General features: G+C 41.5%; 19 protein-coding genes and 1 pseudogene. 5 read left to right on the top strand and 15 right to left on the bottom strand.

The genetic code is table 11. The features are described from left to right. Both HMPREF1048_RS11920 and HMPREF1048_RS13735 read left to right on the top strand, forming a co-directional pair. On the top strand, positions 1 to 231 hold a 231-nt coding region (locus HMPREF1048_RS11920; RefSeq protein ID WP_000629796.1), incomplete at its 5' end, for a FliH/SctL family protein. After that, positions 224 to 343: pseudogene (locus HMPREF1048_RS13735) on the top strand (Rpn family recombination-promoting nuclease/putative transposase); the annotation flags it as partial. The gene HMPREF1048_RS11920 and the pseudogene HMPREF1048_RS13735, both read left to right, overlap by 8 nt. A 500-nt stretch (positions 344 to 843) precedes the next feature. Here the strand turns inward: HMPREF1048_RS13735 and recG are convergent. The 14 genes from recG to nrdR all read right to left on the bottom strand — a co-directional run bounded on the left by recG (position 844) and on the right by nrdR (position 14,909). Beyond that, entirely contained in the window at positions 844 to 2,886 is a 2,043-nt protein-coding gene (gene recG / locus HMPREF1048_RS11915; RefSeq protein WP_261048477.1) for an ATP-dependent DNA helicase RecG, read from the bottom strand. Beyond that, a complete protein-coding gene (gene alr, locus HMPREF1048_RS11910) occupies positions 2,877 to 3,980 on the bottom strand; it encodes an alanine racemase (RefSeq protein ID WP_000648063.1) in 1,104 nt (367 codons plus the stop codon). The genes recG and alr overlap by 10 nt, the downstream gene beginning before the upstream one ends. Beyond that, complete coding sequence (acpS, locus tag HMPREF1048_RS11905; protein ID WP_000635002.1) at positions 3,970 to 4,332, bottom strand: holo-ACP synthase; 363 nt, start codon at positions 4,330 to 4,332, stop codon at positions 3,970 to 3,972. Before acpS ends, alr begins: the two co-directional genes overlap by 11 nt. Before the next feature lie 44 nt (positions 4,333 to 4,376). After that, the gene (locus HMPREF1048_RS11900; RefSeq protein ID WP_000864024.1) at positions 4,377 to 5,408 is read right to left on the bottom strand and encodes a 3-deoxy-7-phosphoheptulonate synthase; all 1,032 of its coding nucleotides are present in this window, start codon (positions 5,406 to 5,408) and stop codon (positions 4,377 to 4,379) included. 1 nt (position 5,409) lies between these two features. Continuing rightward, positions 5,410 to 6,441 (bottom strand): 3-deoxy-7-phosphoheptulonate synthase, encoded by a 1,032-nt coding sequence (locus HMPREF1048_RS11895; protein ID WP_000232199.1) that lies wholly within the window; start codon positions 6,439 to 6,441, stop codon positions 5,410 to 5,412. A gap of 80 nt (positions 6,442 to 6,521) precedes the next feature. After that, positions 6,522 to 9,035 carry a preprotein translocase subunit SecA gene (gene secA / locus HMPREF1048_RS11890; protein ID WP_001274073.1) on the bottom strand — a complete coding sequence of 838 codons (2,514 nt, stop codon included), beginning with the start codon at positions 9,033 to 9,035 and terminating at the stop codon, positions 6,522 to 6,524. A gap of 145 nt (positions 9,036 to 9,180) precedes the next feature. Further along, a complete protein-coding gene (locus tag HMPREF1048_RS11885; protein ID WP_000940692.1) occupies positions 9,181 to 9,468 on the bottom strand; it encodes a hypothetical protein in 288 nt (95 codons plus the stop codon). Positions 9,469 to 9,501: 33 nt separating this feature from the next. Next, complete coding sequence (locus HMPREF1048_RS13555; RefSeq protein ID WP_000977068.1) at positions 9,502 to 9,849, bottom strand: hypothetical protein; 348 nt, start codon at positions 9,847 to 9,849, stop codon at positions 9,502 to 9,504. A 65-nt stretch (positions 9,850 to 9,914) separates the two neighbouring features. After that, positions 9,915 to 10,250: a hypothetical protein gene (locus tag HMPREF1048_RS11880; protein ID WP_000681325.1), complete on the bottom strand. Its 336-nt coding sequence runs from the start codon at positions 10,248 to 10,250 to the stop codon at positions 9,915 to 9,917. An 84-nt stretch (positions 10,251 to 10,334) separates the two neighbouring features. Further along, positions 10,335 to 11,645 carry a ribosome biogenesis GTPase Der gene (gene der / locus HMPREF1048_RS11875; RefSeq protein ID WP_001207696.1) on the bottom strand — a complete coding sequence of 437 codons (1,311 nt, stop codon included), beginning with the start codon at positions 11,643 to 11,645 and terminating at the stop codon, positions 10,335 to 10,337. Positions 11,646 to 11,658: 13 nt separating this feature from the next. After that, positions 11,659 to 12,372, bottom strand: coding sequence for an NADPH-dependent oxidoreductase (locus HMPREF1048_RS11870; RefSeq protein ID WP_000140824.1), 714 nt, complete (start codon positions 12,370 to 12,372; stop codon positions 11,659 to 11,661). Beyond that, positions 12,369 to 13,265 (bottom strand): primosomal protein DnaI, encoded by an 897-nt coding sequence (dnaI, locus tag HMPREF1048_RS11865; RefSeq protein WP_000446508.1) that lies wholly within the window; start codon positions 13,263 to 13,265, stop codon positions 12,369 to 12,371. The genes HMPREF1048_RS11870 and dnaI overlap by 4 nt, the downstream gene beginning before the upstream one ends. After that, on the bottom strand, positions 13,266 to 14,435 hold the full coding sequence (locus tag HMPREF1048_RS11860) for a DnaD domain protein (RefSeq protein WP_000802414.1): 1,170 nt from the start codon (positions 14,433 to 14,435) through the stop codon (positions 13,266 to 13,268). Further along, positions 14,436 to 14,909: a transcriptional regulator NrdR gene (gene nrdR / locus HMPREF1048_RS11855; protein ID WP_001203672.1), complete on the bottom strand. Its 474-nt coding sequence runs from the start codon at positions 14,907 to 14,909 to the stop codon at positions 14,436 to 14,438. Between the two features lie 139 nt (positions 14,910 to 15,048). On the opposite strand from nrdR, the gene HMPREF1048_RS11850 reads away from it, so the two are divergent. From HMPREF1048_RS11850 to HMPREF1048_RS11840, 3 genes are read left to right on the top strand one after another with little or no spacing between them, the layout of a single operon-like run. Further along, on the top strand, positions 15,049 to 15,414 hold the full coding sequence (locus HMPREF1048_RS11850) for a GntR family transcriptional regulator (RefSeq protein ID WP_000119149.1): 366 nt from the start codon (positions 15,049 to 15,051) through the stop codon (positions 15,412 to 15,414). A 4-nt stretch (positions 15,415 to 15,418) separates the two neighbouring features. Next, positions 15,419 to 16,114 carry an ABC transporter ATP-binding protein gene (locus HMPREF1048_RS11845; RefSeq protein WP_000054197.1) on the top strand — a complete coding sequence of 232 codons (696 nt, stop codon included), beginning with the start codon at positions 15,419 to 15,421 and terminating at the stop codon, positions 16,112 to 16,114. A 15-nt stretch (positions 16,115 to 16,129) separates the two neighbouring features. Next, entirely contained in the window at positions 16,130 to 16,897 is a 768-nt protein-coding gene (locus HMPREF1048_RS11840) for a hypothetical protein (protein WP_000498768.1), read from the top strand. A gap of 80 nt (positions 16,898 to 16,977) precedes the next feature. On the opposite strand, the gene HMPREF1048_RS11835 is transcribed toward HMPREF1048_RS11840, so the two are convergent. Then, positions 16,978 to 17,841, bottom strand: a complete 864-nt coding sequence (locus HMPREF1048_RS11835; protein ID WP_004249316.1) for a helix-turn-helix domain-containing protein — start codon at positions 17,839 to 17,841, stop codon at positions 16,978 to 16,980. Positions 17,842 to 17,874 lie beyond the last annotated feature (33 nt).

The following is a 17,874-nucleotide window of genomic DNA, read 5'->3' as shown; positions in this document are numbered from 1 at the left end:
GCGTTATTGGCTCAGGATTATGCCTTGGAGACTGCTAGGGCGGAAGGGATTGAACAGGGATTGGAACGTGGTATTGAACAGGGACTGGAGCGTGGGAAAGTTGAAGGAAGAGAAGAAGGGAAACTTTTTGCATTTCTGGATATGGTACGCCAACATGTTTTAACTTCCGAATTTGCAAGTGATCAATTGGGTATGACTGTCGCTGAGTTTGAGGCGTTATTGAAAGATTAAGACAATCACAAACAATGGACAGGAACACCATCTAGTCAAGATGGCATTCTTGGAACTCAAAAAATACAGAGAAACCAGCAAAGATAAGGTTCGCAAGCCGTGGTTGGAGTTTTTGTAAATCATTAAATCAATGACAGATTTTTCCGTAATAGATGGAAGAATCTGTTTTTTTAGTTATGCTAGATGCGGGCTCTGAAATAGTAAGATATGGTGTATTGAAATAAGATATGAACAAAGAAATTAGGAAAGTCAAATTATAGTTAAATGAAATAAAAACTGAACAAATTGATTGCGGAATTCAAGCTAATTTCTAGCAATGTTTTAGAAAACTCGGTGGACTATTTCGGATTCAATCTACTATAATTTCTAGAAATTTTTTAGAATCCGCAGTGTGCTATTTTAGATTCAATAAATTGTGCTTTCAGAAACAAAAAAAGAGCATCTCCGCCCTTTTTCTCCTGTTCAATCTTAATTTTTTGCTTCTTTCTTTTGGAAAGTGGTTTGGTAATTTACTTTAATCGTTACTGTCATGTGAGAGTCCTCGTTTCTTTTTGATGACTCTAGTATAAGGGCCAAACCTGAAAGCTAGCTTAAGATTTCCTTAGAGAAAGCTTAATCTAGATGTTCTTTCTTCTCCAAATGAAGGGCAATCATGCGCCATTCTGGATCCTCTTGCCAGCCTTCAATAGAACTAATGTAGCTAGCAACCTTTCTGGCTTCTTCTAAAATCGGAAAATCTTCGATAATATCAGCCACTTGGAATTCTGGAAGGCCTGACTGTCTGGTTCCAAAAATCTCACCTGAACCACGCATTTTCAAATCTTCCTCCGCAAGGACAAATCCATTGGTCGTTTCTGTCATGATGCGCATGCGGTCTTTCCCAGAATCCGTCTTAGGATTGGCAACTAACACAGCATAGGACTGCTTGTCCCCCCGACCGACACGACCTCTGAGCTGGTGAAGTTGGCTAAGCCCGAAGCGATCGGCATCCATGATAATCATAACAGTCGCATTAGGAACATTGACCCCAACCTCAATAACCGTTGTCGAAACCAGAATATCCGTTTTTCGCTCTTTGAAATCCTGCATTATCTGGTCTTTTTCGTCACTCTTCATCTTACCATGTAGAAGAGCCACTTCTGCCTTACCTGCAAAATGAGCCGTCAACTCTTCTGATAAGGCAATGGCATTTTTCAAATCCAGAGCTTCTGATTCTTCAATCAAGGGAGAGATGACATAGGCTTGAGAACCTTTTTGGATTTCCCCCTCTAACCAAGTCAAGACCTGAGGTAATTGCTCATGCTTGATCCAGCGAGTCACAATAGGCTTCCGCCCTGCTGGCATCTGGTCGATAATGGAAACATCCATATCGCCAAAGGCTGTGATGGCCAAGGTTCGTGGAATGGGAGTTGCCGTCATCATGAGGACATCTGGATTGTCGCCTTTTTCCCGTAAAATACGTCTTTGCCCCACACCAAAACGGTGCTGCTCATCGATGATAATCAAGCTCAGACGAGCATAATCCACCCCATCCTGAATCAGAGCGTGAGTTCCAATAATCAAATCAGCCTCACCCTTGGCAATTGTCTCCAAGACTTCTCTCTTTTCTGCAACCTTCAAGGAACCTGTCAAGAGAGCCAGTTTCAAGTCTGGAAAGAGGTTCTGTAAACTCTCAAAATGTTGCTCTGCAAGGATTTCTGTTGGCACCATGAGAGCAGCCTGGTAGCCAGCTGTCACTGCTGCAAACATGGCCAAGCCAGCGACCACCGTTTTTCCGCTCCCCACATCCCCTTGTAGGAGACGATTCATGTGGTGGTCCGACTTCATGTCGGTTAAAATTTCCTGCAAACTCTTTTCTTGAGCTTGAGTCAGGGCAAAAGGAAGACTTTCCTTGACTGCTGTCACTTTTTCCTGAGACCAGTTCAGGTCCAGACCACTTCCCTGAACTCTATTCTCAGACTTGAGCGTCTGCAATTGCATTTGGAAATAAAAGAGTTCCTCAAATTTGATACGGCGAAGGGCTTGCTTGTATTCTGCCAAATCCTTAGGAAAATGCATGGCACGAACGGCCTGACAACGGGACATGAGTTTGTATTTGTCCAGCAAAGACTGGGGAAGATTTTCCTCTATCAAGAGGTCCAGTCCCTGATCAAAGGCTGTTTTGATGACCTTGACCAGACTAGCTTGACTGATTCCCTGAGCCAGACGATAGACAGGTTGGAGGTCATCTTCCACCTGAGCTAGGACCTTCATTCCAGTCAGACTAGCCTTGGCGCGATCCCATTTTCCAAAGACAGCAAGGGTTGCTCCCAACTCTATCTTGTCTGCTAGATAGGGCTGGTTAAAGAAATTCACCGCAAAAACAACTTCTCCCTGCTTAAGACTAAAGCGCAGGCGATTACGCTTAAAACCATAATACTGGACACTAGCAGGAGTCACGACTTGACCAGAGAGAACCGCCTTTTCACCGTCTTCCAGTTCCAGCACTTGCTTGGTTTTAAAGTCTTCATAACGGAAAGGAAAGTAGAGCAATAGGTCTTGCAAGTTTTCAATTCCTAGTTTGGCGTATTTTTCTGCTGACTTTGGTCCCACACCAGGTAAGACATGCAAGGGTTGATGTAGATTCATGCTCCACTCCTTTCTTTTTAATAATATTCTCTCGGAATGCGGTCGCTGAGGAGACAAACTACCTCATAGTTAATAGTCCCGCGGTAGGCCGCTACCTGAGTAGCTGTGATCTCCTTGTCCCCGTTGGACCCAATCAAGGTTACTTTTGTTCCTAGCGGATAAATCTTAGGCAGACGAATGGTGATTTGGTCCATAGAAACCCGCCCGACGATTGGGCAAGCTTGACCATCTACCAAGACAGAAAAATTCTGCATGTCACGTGTCCAACCATCCGCATAGCCGATTGGCACGGTCGCGATGACTTGCTCGCTATCCGCCTGATAGGTCGCTCCGTAGCCCATGCAAGCTCCAGCTGAAACTGTCTTGACATGAACCAGAGCAGATTCCAAGGTCAAGGCTGGTTTCAAGTCATAGGGCAAGTCCAAGACCTCTCCACTTGGGTTGAGACCATACATGGCATCTCCCATGCGAACCGCATTGAAAATAGTCTCTGCATGCCAAAGAGTCGTTGCCGAATTGCTGGCATGGATCAGCTCTGGGACTTCCTTCATACTAGCCAAAATATCTTTAAACCGTTCTAACTGGACATTAAAGTAGTCATCTGATTCTTCATCAGCAGTAGCAAAGTGGGTAAAAATCCCTTCAACATAAGCACCGTGTTGTTGGAGCAAAGCTTGAACCTGCTCAACCTCACGAACCTCTCTAAAACCAATCCGTCCCATGCCTGAGTCAATCTTAAGGTGGACTGTCAATCCAGTTAAGTCCGCTTCCTTATCTAAGAGTGCTTGAATCCACTCCAGTCCAGCCACAGTCAAGGTGATATCGTATTCTTTAGCAAGAGAAACAGCTTCGATTTCAGAAACTCCTAAAATGAGGATTCGTTTGCTGAGTCCAGCCTGTCTGAGTTCAATGGCTTCATCAATATTCGAAACGCAAAAGCCATCAACATCATCTTGAATAGCCGTCGCAACAGCAACAGCCCCATGCCCATAGGCATTAGCCTTGACTACTGCAAATTTGAGCGTTCCTTCAGGGATATGAGCCCCCATTTGCTGAATATTTTGTCGAATAGCTCCCAGATGAATCAGAGCCTTGGTTGGTCTATGTGGACTAGCTTTCATGATTTTCCTCCAAAATGACACTAGCTGTCACAAACTGATCGGTATGGCTGATAGATAGCCAAATCTTTCCTGAAAATGGTGCCTGACTAAAATAAGGCGCCCCGCGTTCATTGTTCAAGATTTCCAAATCCTGAAAACCGAGCTTGCCAATACCCGTTCCCATGGCCTTGGAAAAGGCCTCCTTAGCCGACCAGCGACCAGCTAAAAATTCTATTTGCCTGCGCCCTTTAAGACTGTTAAACCGCTCCATTTCCTTAGCTGTCAGCACGCGCTTAGCAAATCCTTCATGTCGTGTAACTGCGCTTTCTATCGAAGCCAATTCTTCGATGTCAATTCCATGTCCAACTATCATTCTCGTCAAAAGGAGTTGAGATTCCCCAACTCCATCCTTTTCACTTATTTTGTCAAGGTAGCATAAATTTCTTCTACCAAGGCCTCTGTATTTTCCCAACCTAGACAAGGATCGGTAATCGAGCAACCAAAGACCTCTGGTTGGTTTTGACGACCATCTGCTAGGTAAGATTCAATCATAAAGCCTCGAACTGCCTTTTTAATCTTCTCATTCCAATCACGATTTTGCAAGGTCTGGCGAACAATCCGAATTTGCTCCATATATTGCTTGCCTGAATTATCATGGTTGGTGTCGATGAGGATAAAAGGATTTTCAAGTCCCATTGTCTCATAGCGTTCAATGGCATTTAGCAGGGTTTCATAGTAAAAGTTAGGCTCATTTTTCCCATATTCATTAACTGCTCCACGAAGGATGACGTGAGCCAAGGGATTTCCTGAAGTTTCAACTTCTTGGCCATGGAAGAGGAAGGTCTGTTTGTTCTGAGCGGCATAGATACCGTTAAACATGACTCCAAGGTTTCCTGAGGTTGGATTTTTCATCCCGACTGGTGCATCAATCCCTGAGGCTACAAAGCGGTGCTCTTGGTCTTCCACAGAACGAGCTCCTACAGCATGGTAGCTGACCAAGTCATCCACCAAGACCAGATTTGACGGATAAAGCATCTCATCTGCCGTTGTCAAACCAGTCTCTGTAATCACGCGGTAGTGCAACTGGCGCACAGCCTGCAAGCCGTTAATCAAACTTGGAGCTTTTGAAGTATCTGGTTGGTGTACCAAGCCTTTATAGCCGTCTCCGTTTGTACGAGGTTTAGCTGTATAAACACGCATAACCATGAAAATCTTGTCCGCTACCTTCTTCTGCAAGGCTGATAAACGGCGGGCATATTCCAAGACAGCCTCCTCATTGTCAGAAGAGCAAGGACCAATCACCAAAAGGATACGGTCATCTTCTCCTGAAATGATGTCTGCCAATTCTCTATCACGGCGCTCCTTTAGTCGCAAGGCTTCCGCAGACAATTGGGTTTCTGCCTTGATTGCTTCAATATCGATTTCTTGATCTTTTTCAATAAATGCCATCTTATTCTCCTAACGTTTGGTAGATTTCTCTGACAAGGACTTCCGTATTTTCCCAGCCAAGGCAAGGGTCTGTTATAGACTTACCAAATACTTCTGGTTCGTTCTGACGACCGTCTTCTAGATAAGACTCAATCATAAAGCCACGAACATACTGCTTGATTTTTTCATTCCAATCACGGTTAATCAAGGTCTGGCGGACAATTCGAATTTGGTCCATATGTTGCTTACCAGAATTGTCATGATTGGTGTCCACAATGATAAACGGATTTTCCAAGCCCATTTTCTCATACTGGGCAATGGTATCCATCAAATTATCATAGTAGTAGTTAGGAATATTCTTACCATACTCATTGATCGCTCCACGAAGAATGGCATGTGAAAGCGGGTTACCAGTTGTTTCCACTTCTTTTCCTAGGAAAAGGAAGCTTTGTTTGTTTTGAGCAGCATAAATCCCATTAAACATAACATTGAGATTTCCAGAAGTTGGATTTTTAAAACCAGTCGCAAAATCTGCCCCACTTGCCACAAAGCGGTGTTGCTGGTCTTCAACCGAACGAGCACCAACCGCCATGTAAGAAATCAAATCATCCACTAGCGGAAGATTTTCAGGATAAAGCATTTCGTCAGCTGTCGTCATACCTGTTTCTGTAATAACACGATAATGAAGATGTCGAACGGCTTTGATTCCATTTATAAGACTAGGCGCTTCTGTTGCGTTAGGCTGGTGAATCAAGCCCTTATAGCCATCTCCGTTGGTACGGGGTTTGGCAGTGTAAACACGCATAACCATAAAGATACGGTCTGCTACTTCTTCTTGTAAAGCTGCCAAACGTTTAGCGTACTCAAGGACAGCTTCTTCATTGTCAGATGAGCATGGCCCAATTACCAAGAGAATTCGCTGGTCTTCTCCACGTATAATGGCTTCTAGCTCTCTATCGCGCTGTGATTTTCTCTCCAAAGCTTGGCCTTCTAATTTTGATAAGGCACGAACTTCTTCAATATTAATTTTAGGACTTTTTGCTGTAAATACCATAACTCATCTCCTTATAAATCAAACGGATACCAAGTAAAAATTTACTTTTCACAAGGTATCCGCCTCTAAACTATCTCATTTTATTGTCTTTTACCGTGACAGTTTTTAAACTTCTTACCAGAACCACATGGGCAAAGTTCATTCCGTCCAATCTGACTCAAATCCAAATCTTCTGGTATATTTGCTTGGTGAGCAGCGATATTGCGGGTCGCTGTTGTACTGATATGGTGTTCTGCTTGTGGTCTTTCTTGTTCATGAATTTGTGCTTTCATCATCAAGCGTGTCACATCAAACTCAATCGAACCAATCATGTCATTAAACATACGGAAACCTTCTGCCTGATACTCAACAACTGGGTTGTTCTGAGCATAGCCACGAAGTCCAACCGCATTACGCAATTGATCAAGGGCATCGATATGATCTGTCCACTTGTTATCTACCACTCGTAGAATCAAGACTTTTTGGAATTCCTTGACTGCTTCTTCATCGCGTAGTTTTGAAACCTGACTATCGTAAACCTGCAAGGCACGTTGGAAAAGCTCTTCCTTGATAGCCTTATCAGACAAGCCAGACAAATCTTCCATCGTAATAGAATCTTCTGGAAGCAAGTTATACTTAGCAAAGTTCAAAATTGCCTCTAGTTTTTCATCTTGTTTGGCACGCGCATGACCATCAACGACACGACCAATCGTGCGTTTGATCATTGCCTGAATTTCAGGCGCCAAGTCACGATCTGCAGTGATGACGTCGTAACGTTGAGCGTAGATAATCTCACGTTGTTCACGCATGACATCGTCATATTGAAGGACTTGTTTACGGGTATCGTAGTTATTTCCTTCAACACGTTTTTGCGCTGCCTCAACCTGACGTGTCAACATACGAGACTCAATCGCCTCTTCAGACATGTTCAAGCGTTCAAAAATTCCCTTCAAGCGTTCAGAACCAAAACGTTTCATCAAGTCATCTTCAAGAGATAGGTAGAATTGTGACTCACCTGGGTCTCCTTGACGACCTGAACGTCCACGAAGCTGATTATCGATACGACGGCTTTCATGACGCTCTGTACCAATAACACAAAGTCCTCCAAGTTCACGAACCCCTTCACCAAGCTTGATGTCGGTACCACGACCGGCCATGTTGGTTGCGATAGTAACGGCACCACGTTGACCAGCATTCATGATGATTTGAGCTTCTTTATAGTGGTTTTTGGCATTCAAGACTTCGTGAGGTACGCCAGCTGCGACCAATTTCTTAGAAATGTAGTCACTGGTTTCAACCGCTACTGTACCAACCAAGACAGGTTGACCTTTTTGGTAACGAGCCTTAACGTCTTCGACAACCGCCTTAAACTTAGCCTCGATACTTGCATAAAGAAGGTCTGAGTGGTCAATACGTTGAACAGGACGGTTTGTTGGGATTGGAATAACACGAATGTTGTAAATTTCACGGAATTCTTCTTCCTCAGTCTTACCTGTACCTGTCATACCAGACAATTTCTTGTACATACGGAAAAGGTTTTGGTAAGTGATTGAGGCAGATGTCTTGGTTTCATCCTGAATTGGCACACCTTCTTTAGCTTCAATAGCTTGGTGCAATCCATCAGAATAACGACGACCTTCCATGGTACGACCTGTAAATTGGTCAACGATCAAGATTTCTTGTTCTTCGCTCACCACATAGTCAATATCGAGAAGCATGATGTAGTTGGCACGAAGGGCATTATCGATAAAGTGAGTCAGAGCTACATTTTCGATGTCATAGAGATTTTCAAGTTTGAAGTAGCTTTCAGCCTTGTCAATCCCTGAATCAGACAAACCAATAGTCTTAGACTGCACATCGATGATGTAGTCGTCTTTGTCCAACGATTTTACATAGTGGTCTGCCATGTGGTAGAGCTGACTAGTTTCAACCGCATTAGCACCTGATACGATCAAAGGTGTACGGGCCTCGTCAATCAAGATTGAGTCAACCTCATCGACCAAGGCATAGTTAAGTGGACGTTGTACCATGTTTTCAGCGCGAACGACCATGTTATCACGAAGGTAGTCAAATCCGATTTCTGAGTTAGTTGAATATGTAATATCACACTCATAGGCTTCTTTTTTCTCCATTGGAGATTTGGCAGCCAAGTTAATCCCTACTGACAAACCAAGCCATGAGTACAATTCACCCATTTCAGTCGCGTCACGTTCTGATAGGTATTCATTGACCGTAACTACGTGGACCCCTTTACCTGAAAGGGCATTGAGGTATACGGGCATGGTCGCAGTCAAGGTTTTCCCTTCCCCTGTACGCATCTCTGGCACGTCACCATGGTGAAGAACGATCCCTCCCATGACCTGAACCTTATATGGAAAGAGACCTAGGACACGTTTGGCACCCTCACGGACAACCGCAAATGCTTCATAAAGCAGTGAATCCAGTGATTCTCCATTTTGATAACGTTCTTTAAATTCAACTGTTTTTGCTTTTAGTTGGTCATCTGTCAAAGCAGCCATTTGGTCTTCGTATTTGAAAACCTTGTCAGCCATCTTTTCCAGACGACGGATTTCTCCTTTATCATTTTCGATAATTGTTTTTAAAATATTAGCCATGTTTTTCCTTACTTTAAATTCCGAATATTTTAGAATGTTCTTTTAATTTTAGCACAATTACTGATTATTTTCAAGGAAGAATCCCCATTTTGAAAAGGAAAAAGAGGCTAGTTTCCAAGCTAACCTCTCTGATTTTTATGATACTTTAATTGCCAAAAATCGGCAAAATCGCAAATAGGATAAACAGATTAATCCAAAGAGAAAAACAGCAGATCAATCCAAAAACAAAGAGACTGACTTTCTTGGACAGCAAGGCCATCAAAATAGACAGAATACCAAAAACTAGCAAGACTTTCTGTATACTGAAGAGGTCAATCTTTCCCCCCAGAATCGGACTCCCCCAAGGAAGAAAGAAGAAAGCAAGCCAGATCAACAGAACTAAACCAATATAGACCTTAGAATAGCGTATAATAAATGATTTTAGATGTGCCATAAGCTACCTCCTATAAATAAAAACCGATATAAATCAATGCCTTTCGCCTTTAGATTGTCCTAGTTCCCGTCTCAAGCGAAACATGTTTTTGAAAAAGATATAGTCTAACCAGTCACTGCCTAGAGATAAGACTATCAAAAGCAACCAAACACCCCAAGCACTAGCATCTGATTCATGATTTAGAACAAAAGGGAAAAATAAGAATGAAAAAATTGTCATATCCAAGCTAAACAGAGCTAAAAGAGAAATATAAATCCAGTAAAAATAGTAGAAGATGGGGAAAATTTTACTGTTTCTGTCAGCATTGTCTATCCAATAGAAAAAATATAAACAAGGAAATAAGAGTATCAAATGAAACCAATTAAACGACAGTTTCATCATCGACACCTCCTCTTTAAAATTGTTTTATTTAGTTTCGTTCTATTAAATGTTATTACCAATATAAATCAATGCCTTCCACCTTTTGACTTCCCTAGTTCTCGTCTCAAGCCAAGCATTTTTTTGAAACAGAAATAAGTTAACCTATTCAGACCAATAGCTAGCAGAATAAAAAGAAACCAAATGCCCCATAACTTGATATCTGTCACATTTCTCAAGACGATATTGAAAAACAGAACTGAAATAACTGTCCAAGCAAGGCTAAAAAGAGCATAGAGGGGGATGTAAAACCAGTAAAAATAGTAAAAAATTGGGAAAAATTTACTATCTCTATTGGCCTTTTCAATCCAGCTGAAAAAGTAAAACCAGGGAAATAGGATTATCAATTTAAACAAATGTTTCATCACCAGCCCCCTCTATTTGATAGCGTTTTCTTCACCTTTATTCTATCAAAAAAATCTGGAAATGTCATTCCAGATTCTACTTTTTTATTTACGTTTTCTTGCGATGAGATGGATTGGTGTTCCTTCAAAGACAAAGGCCTTACGGATTTGATTTTCCAAGAAACGCAGGTAAGAAAAGTGCATAAGTTCTTCTTCATTGACAAAGATGACAAAGGTTGGTGGCTTGGTTGCCACTTGGGTCGCATAGAAAATCTTGAGACGTTTTCCTTTGTCTGTCGGTGTTGGGTTGATGGCAATGGCATCCATAATCACATCGTTCAAGACAGCTGATGGAATACGTGTGTTTTGACTTTCACTGATTTGCTTAATCATCTCAGGAAGTTTGTGGAGACGTTGCTTGGTCAAGGCTGATACAAAGATAATCGGTGCGTAAGGCAGGTATTGGAACTGCTCACGGATATCTTCTTCCCAATTTTTCATAGTATGGTTGTCTTTTTCAAGTGTATCCCACTTGTTGACCACGATAATCATCCCTTTACCAGCTTCATGGGCAAATCCTGCGATACGCTTGTCGTATTCACGAATGCCTTCTTCCGCATTGATGACCATTAAGACCACATCTGAACGGTCAATAGCACGCATGGCACGCATGACAGAGTATTTCTCGGTATTTTCATAAACCTTACCAGACTTACGCATACCAGCCGTATCAATCATGGTAAACTCTTGACCATCTGTATCTGTAAAGTGGGTATCAATAGCGTCACGAGTTGTTCCAGCAACTGGACTAGCAATGACACGATCTTCTCCCAAGATAGCATTGATCAAGCTTGATTTTCCAACGTTTGGACGACCAATCAGACTAAACTTAATCACATCTGGATTTTCTTCTTCATATTCATTTGGAAGATTTTCTACGATGGCATCTAGCACATCCCCTGTACCGATACCATGGACAGATGAGATTGGCAGTGGTTCACCCAAACCGAGGGCATAGAAATCATAGATATCATTTCGCATTTCAGGGTTGTCCACCTTGTTAACTGCGAGGATAACTGGTTTGTGGGTCTTATAAAGCTTACGGGCTACGTATTCATCTGCATCAGTAATTCCTTCCTTACCGGACACGACAAAGACGATAACATCTGCTTCTTCCATGGCAATTTCTGCCTGGTGCTTGATTTGTTCCATGAAAGGAGCATCGACATCATCGATTCCTCCCGTATCAATCATGCTAAAGGAACGATTGAGCCACTCACCCGTTGCATAGATACGGTCACGTGTCACTCCTTCGACATCTTCTACAATGGAGATTCGCTCACCAGCGATCCGATTAAATAGGGTTGATTTCCCGACATTGGGACGTCCTACAATGGCAATAGTTGGTAGGGCCATAATTTCTCACTTTCTACAATAACTTCTTCTGTTCAAGATTTTTTCTAGTTGAGCTTGGTTCTGCTTGACCAAACTGTTCTGCTAGACGCTGACTCCAGCTTGTAGTCGCACGCGCTCCAGCATAGTCAGCCTGTACACGGTCATAAGCTTGAATTGCATCAGTTGACTGTTCTCGGTATTCTTCCTCAAAGATAACATTCTCTAGTGGCAGTCTTGGTTTCACATCATGATGTTGATTTGGCACACCCAGTGCCATCCCAAAGACAGGATAGGTGTAGTCAGGCAGGTTAAAAAGCTCTGCCACTTCTTCTGACTTGTAACGCACCAAGCCAATAATGACACCACCATAGCCCAAGCTCTCAGCTGCAAGCAGGGCATTTTGTCCAGCAAGAGCCGCATCGACCGAACTAATCAAGAGACCTTCTACACCTTGAGGTTGGAAGGTATCCGTATGGAGTCGTGCTCCCTTTTCTGCTCGGTTCAAATCTCCGACAAAGAGAAGGAAAACAGCTGACTGGCGAATGGCTTCTTGAGGTACCAATTCATACAGAGCATCTTTCTTCTCTTGACTTCGTACCACAATCACAGAGTAGGATTGAAAATTCTTCCAAGACGAAGCCATTTGAGCCGCTGTCAGGATTTCAGTCAAGTCTTCCTGAGGAAGGGCTTGCTCCTTAAATCTGCGCACTGAAGTGTGAGCCTTCATTAATTTGATTGTTTCTGTCATCGACGGTTTACTCCTTCTAAACGAGTCTCCTCAGCCAAATAACGGATGCGCTCCATGACGCGTCTGGCTTCCCAGGTTTCGTCATTTCCATGTTTCCCTTTAGCGAAATGCTGTTCCAATTCTTCAAAGTTGAAGTTGGAGGTGAAAAAGGTCGGTAAATTTTCCTGCATCCGATATTGAAGAATGACTTGCAGGATTTCATCACGTACCCAAGCTGTTGATTGCTCGGCACCAATATCATCTAAAATCAGGACTTCAGACAGTTTTATCTCATCTACCAAAGTCTTGACATTACCATCACCGATAGCATTTTTGACATCAATGACAAAGCTAGGATAGTGGAGGAGAGTTGATGAAACACCACGTTTTTCTGATAAATCATGGGCTAAGGCAGCCACCATGAAACTTTTGCCCACACCAAAATCTCCATATAGGTAAAGACCTTTTCGAATAGCTGGATATTGCTCCACGAAGGCTAATAACTTTTCAAAAACTGGCAAACGACCCAAATCATCCAAGTCAACTTGAGCTAAACTAGCTTGCTTGAGACTGGCTGGCAGATTGATTAACTTGAGACGGTTCTTAATAGCCGCTTCTTTTTCAGCTGCGATTAGTTCGGGAGTTTCTTCATAAGAAACATCCGCATAGCCATGATTCATAACCAAAATAGGCTTGTAGCCTTTGGCAATATAATCCGTATCACCACGAAGAAACTTGTCTCTCTCGGTGATGTATTGATTAAACTTGGAGATACTGCGATTTAATTCCTCTGGAGTCAAGGATTCTTGCTGGATAAAGGCCGCAACATCAGGGTCCTTCATGATTTTCTGGACCAAATCTTGATAATGAAAACGGCTAGGTTGACGTTTGAGTACGTCTCCGACACTTTCCATCTAATCTCCTCCTTTTTCTAATCGAGCTAATAGTTCTTGTTTCTTACGTTCTAGTTCCAGACGAGTTTCCTCGCTGGTTTCATTCTTATAATCTGGATTGCTCCACTTGGGTACATTGGACTTGGTAGGACTCGGTTTACTAGTCTTTTGAGCCTGACTTTTCTGCCCTCGCTCACGAATGCGAAGAACTGCCTCTTCTGCCGAATGAATTTTTTGATAGGCATAGTCATTGGCTACCTTCATGGCATATTTCTCATTGATATTTGCCGAATCTACCTTGTTAAAGGTCAATAAGAGAATGATATTGATGACTTCGTCCAGCAAGCCCAAGCCAGCCATCTGTTGCAAGAGTTCTCTTTCTGTTTGGGTAATGGTTCCCTTACGTGTTTGCTTGATTTCTGCCAAGAACTGCAGGGCCGTTTTACTTTTGGCTTCCTTGATAATGGTTGCTTCCTTAGGACTAAAGTCAGAGGAAATCGGTTTTTGAGCGATTTTTTCCCGCATGCGTTTTGTTGAAATAACCTGGAAAACAGCTGTTGACTTGGCCAATTGATAAGTTTCAAACCAAGTCCATTTCTTCTCCTCAGCGATGGCAAAAAGGTTTAAGACATCGGACTGTTCATCCGAAAAGCGAAGTCCATCTCGAGCCATCAGCTGACGAAAATGATCCAAGTCAAAATCGTTGGCCACTTTCTTCTTGAGACCAAGGTCTTCTTGACTTCCCAGCTCTGCCAAATCTGGAAAGACTTGATTGAGTGAGACAGGTATTTCTTCTCCCTCAGCACTCTCAACTCTCAAATCCTCCACAGCGGCATCGCCAATTTTTTTCTCCAAGAGTCTACGATAAACAGGATGTTCCAAGAAATCCTGACTTGAAAGAGGAGCATGGATAACTATCTGATAGGTATCACCCTTTTGATAGAGGGTCAAGAGATTAAAAGCAGATAGGATTTTCAAGGATTTTAAAAGTCTGTCCATCCCAAAATTGAGATGATTGAGAATGCTTGAAAAGAGGTATTCCTTTCTGCCATTATCCCAAAAACTAATCGTATAAAGATAAAGGCTCAGTGCCTCCTGACCGATAATCGGGAGGTAGCACTGTACCAGAGATGAGGTATCTTGCGACACCCGATTATTCTTTAGATAAGAAAAACGGTCAATTGGCTTCATTTATCTTTCCTTTTTCTTTTTAGAGGACTGGGTGATTTGTTGGAGCAAGCTCTCTAACTCACTCACATCCTTAAAACTACGATAGACACTGGCAAAACGTACATAGGTAATCTCGTCCAATTCAGCCAACTCCTCCATGACGAGTGAACCAATGTCCTCACTTTGAATTTCATTTTCATTTCGACCACGGAGTTTCTGTTCGATACGATTGACTACCATGTTGATTTCATCACTTGACACAGGACGTTTCTGGGCTGAGCGGATAATCCCATTAAAGATTTTATCTCTAGAGAATTGTTCCCGTGTGCCATCTTTTTTAACAACCACTAAGGTTCTTTCTTCTACTCGTTCGTAGGTTGTAAAACGGTGTTGGCATTCATCGCACTCACGTCTTCTACGAATAGTGTTCCCTTCTTCTGCTTGGCGACTATCGATAACACTTGACTTGGTAGCCCCACATTTTGGACAACGCATCCTTTCCCTCCTTATCGTTTTCTTTTCATTATACCATTTTTTAAACGATTCCCAAAACAATTCTTCTTTTTGCTTGACAAGTTTTTTGTTTTGTTGTATTATTTAATTAAGACAAGAGGATAAAAGAAAGGAGACCAAGATGTCCTGGACATTTGACAACAAAAAACCCATTTATTTACAGATTATGGAGAAAATCAAGCTTCAGATTGTTTCCCATACACTGGAACCCAATCAACAACTTCCAACCGTGAGAGAGCTGGCGAGCGAGGCGGGTGTCAATCCAAACACCATCCAAAGAGCCTTATCAGACCTCGAACGAGAAGGATTTGTCTACAGCAAGCGCACAACTGGACGATTTGTGACTGAGGATAAGGAGCTAATCGCTCAATCGCGTAAACAATTATCAGAAGAAGAATTGGAACACTTCGTTTCCTCCATGACCCATTTTGGCTATGAAAAAGAAGAACTACCAGGCGTAGTCGGCGATTATATTAAAGGAGTTTAAGCCTATGTCATTACTAGCATTTGAAAATGTATCCAAATCATATGGAGCAACACCAGCCCTTGAAAATGTTTCTCTTGACATTCCAGCTGGAAAAATTGTCGGTCTTCTTGGGCCAAATGGCTCAGGAAAAACAACCCTGATTAAACTCATCAATGGCCTCTTGCAGCCAGATCAAGGACGCGTCCTTATCAACGATATGGACCCAAGCCCAGCAACCAAGGCTATCGTAGCTTATTTGCCAGATACGACCTATCTCAATGAGCAAATGAAGGTCAAGGAAGCCCTAACCTACTTCAAGACCTTCTATAAAGATTTCAATCTGGAACGCGCCCATCATCTACTTGCAGACCTGGGCATTGATGAAAATAGTCGTCTCAAGAAACTATCAAAAGGGAACAAGGAAAAGGTCCAACTGATTTTGGTTATGAGCCGTGATGCTCGTCTCTACGTTCTGGACGAACCCATTGGTGGAGTGGATCCAGCAGCCCGTGAGTATATCCTCAATACCATTATCAACAACTACTCCCCAACTTCTACCGTTTTGATTTCTACCCACTTGATTTCTGATATTGAGCCAATCTTGGATGAAATTGTCTTCCTCAAAGACGGAAAAGTCGTTCGTCAAGGAAATGTAGATGATATTCGCTATGAGTCAGGTGAATCCATTGACCAACTCTTCCGTCAGGAATTTAAGGCCTAAGCAAAGGAGATTATTATGTTTTGGAATTTAGTTCGCTACGAATTTAAAAATGTTAACAAGTGGTATTTAGCCCTTTACGCTGCCGTGCTAGTCCTTTCCGTCCCCATAGGAATGCAAGGACACTACTATTCTTATGTATCTTTCAAAGATAGCCAACCTTTCCTATTTATCTTTCTGGCTCTCGTCTTCGGTGGCTTGATAATTACACTGGGGATTTCAACTCTTTTCTTAATCATTAAACGCTTCAAAGGTAGTGTATATGACCGACAAGGCTATCTGACTTTGACCTTGCCAGTTTCTGAGCACTATATCATCACTGCTAAATTAGTCGGAGCCTTCATCTGGTCTATCCTTAGCTCGGCTGTACTGGCTCTAAGTGCTGTTATTATTGTGACTATAACGGTTCCAGAATGGATATCAAATTCTGAGTTGATTCCACTTGTAGGAACATACCTTCCTCAACTCTCTCTTATGGGGGTATCCTTCCTGCTTAGTACAATCTCAGGAATCCTCTGCATTTACTTGGCCATTTCTATTGGACAACTGTTCAATGAATACCGTACAGCACTCGCTATTGTAGCCTACATTGGAATCCTAATCGTCATTGGATTTATTGAAGTCTTCTTCAATACCAGTGCTAACTTCTATGTCAATTCACTTGCAGGATTTAATGATAATTTCTATATGGGAACAAGCATAGGTATTGTTGAAGAACTCATTTTCATAGCTATCTTTTATCTCGGAACCTACTATATCTTGAGAAACAAGGTTAATTTGCAATAGTTTCATAATCAAAAAGGATAACATCTCATCACAGAGAGGCTATCCTTTTTTCTTTTATCTCATTTTCTGTCTAACTTTATTTAAAAAACAAATCCTTTTAAATCTGATTTAAAGGTCTTGTTTAATTTCTCTATTGTGACACTATCATTATATTCCTTACATATTCTCATAGCTTTGGAACATTCTTTTTTACCTAACTCTACTTGATTCGTTTTTATAAGATAAATACCTTTTAAAAAAAGCAAATAAGTCTTTTCAAAATAATATCCTTGTCTGGTCAGTAAATTTTCTAAATCATCTATAAAAAATTGAGCGCTATCTAACAAATTATTTTTTAATAATAATTCTAAATTAAATAAATATAAAGGAATTACTCTATGTGTTCCCATATCTGTTTTTAAAAAATGTCGTGTTTTCTTGATTACCGCTCTATATAGTAAACTTATGGTTTTAGTGTTCATAAAAAACACCGAATTATAGAAAATTTTCAGTTCATACTCCATCCAATTATCTACAGAAAGCAAATACTTTATTAACTCATTACATTTAGATGCATTGTAAGGAAGGTTTGCAAGGCGATTAATCTGTTGTTCAGCAATCAACTTTATGTGACAATTGCATAAACTTTTTTCCTGCTTTTGTTTTAGTTCTATTTTCTTTATTAGTTCTTGTAACAAAATGATATCTGAAGAGTTTACAGCATGTTCTAGTTCTTCAAAAAAACATTCTTTTTTAGAATAATAGCAATGAACTAATTCTTCAAATTCCGAAAATGATATCCCCAGGCGATTTAATAACATGTAAAAATGATCAATAGATAATTTTGTAATCCCATTTTCGAAACGAGAAATAGTTGACTCACTAATCTTATCACAAGCCAAATCTTTAAGACGAAAATTTTTTGAAATACGAATATCCTTTAAAACTGCTCCAAAATTTTCCATACTATTCCTCTTCCATTTCTGCAAAAAATAAAA

Origin of the sequence: Streptococcus mitis SK575 (genome assembly GCF_000257865.1) — a bacterium.
GTDB lineage: Bacteria > Bacillota > Bacilli > Lactobacillales > Streptococcaceae > Streptococcus > Streptococcus mitis_CQ.
This window is presented reverse-complemented; position numbering and strand designations above follow the sequence as displayed.

Excerpts from the sequence above, each read along its gene's own strand:
- alr (WP_000648063.1), bottom strand. The coding sequence starts at position 3,980 with ATGAAAGCTAGTCCACATAGACCAACCAAGGCTCTGATTCATCTGGGA.
- acpS (WP_000635002.1), bottom strand. The coding sequence starts at position 4,332 with ATGATAGTTGGACATGGAATTGACATCGAAGAATTGGCTTCGATAGAA.
- HMPREF1048_RS11900 (WP_000864024.1), bottom strand. The coding sequence starts at position 5,408 with ATGGCATTTATTGAAAAAGATCAAGAAATCGATATTGAAGCAATCAAG.
- HMPREF1048_RS11895 (WP_000232199.1), bottom strand. The coding sequence starts at position 6,441 with ATGGTATTTACAGCAAAAAGTCCTAAAATTAATATTGAAGAAGTTCGT.
- secA (WP_001274073.1), bottom strand. The coding sequence starts at position 9,035 with ATGGCTAATATTTTAAAAACAATTATCGAAAATGATAAAGGAGAAATC.
- HMPREF1048_RS11885 (WP_000940692.1), bottom strand. The coding sequence starts at position 9,468 with ATGGCACATCTAAAATCATTTATTATACGCTATTCTAAGGTCTATATT.
- HMPREF1048_RS13555 (WP_000977068.1), bottom strand. The coding sequence starts at position 9,849 with ATGATGAAACTGTCGTTTAATTGGTTTCATTTGATACTCTTATTTCCT.
- HMPREF1048_RS11880 (WP_000681325.1), bottom strand. The coding sequence starts at position 10,250 with ATGAAACATTTGTTTAAATTGATAATCCTATTTCCCTGGTTTTACTTT.
- der (WP_001207696.1), bottom strand. The coding sequence starts at position 11,645 with ATGGCCCTACCAACTATTGCCATTGTAGGACGTCCCAATGTCGGGAAA.
- HMPREF1048_RS11870 (WP_000140824.1), bottom strand. The coding sequence starts at position 12,372 with ATGACAGAAACAATCAAATTAATGAAGGCTCACACTTCAGTGCGCAGA.
- dnaI (WP_000446508.1), bottom strand. The coding sequence starts at position 13,265 with ATGGAAAGTGTCGGAGACGTACTCAAACGTCAACCTAGCCGTTTTCAT.
- HMPREF1048_RS11860 (WP_000802414.1), bottom strand. The coding sequence starts at position 14,435 with ATGAAGCCAATTGACCGTTTTTCTTATCTAAAGAATAATCGGGTGTCG.
- nrdR (WP_001203672.1), bottom strand. The coding sequence starts at position 14,909 with ATGCGTTGTCCAAAATGTGGGGCTACCAAGTCAAGTGTTATCGATAGT.
- HMPREF1048_RS11850 (WP_000119149.1), top strand. The coding sequence starts at position 15,049 with ATGTCCTGGACATTTGACAACAAAAAACCCATTTATTTACAGATTATG.
- HMPREF1048_RS11845 (WP_000054197.1), top strand. The coding sequence starts at position 15,419 with ATGTCATTACTAGCATTTGAAAATGTATCCAAATCATATGGAGCAACA.
- HMPREF1048_RS11840 (WP_000498768.1), top strand. The coding sequence starts at position 16,130 with ATGTTTTGGAATTTAGTTCGCTACGAATTTAAAAATGTTAACAAGTGG.
- HMPREF1048_RS11835 (WP_004249316.1), bottom strand. The coding sequence starts at position 17,841 with ATGGAAAATTTTGGAGCAGTTTTAAAGGATATTCGTATTTCAAAAAAT.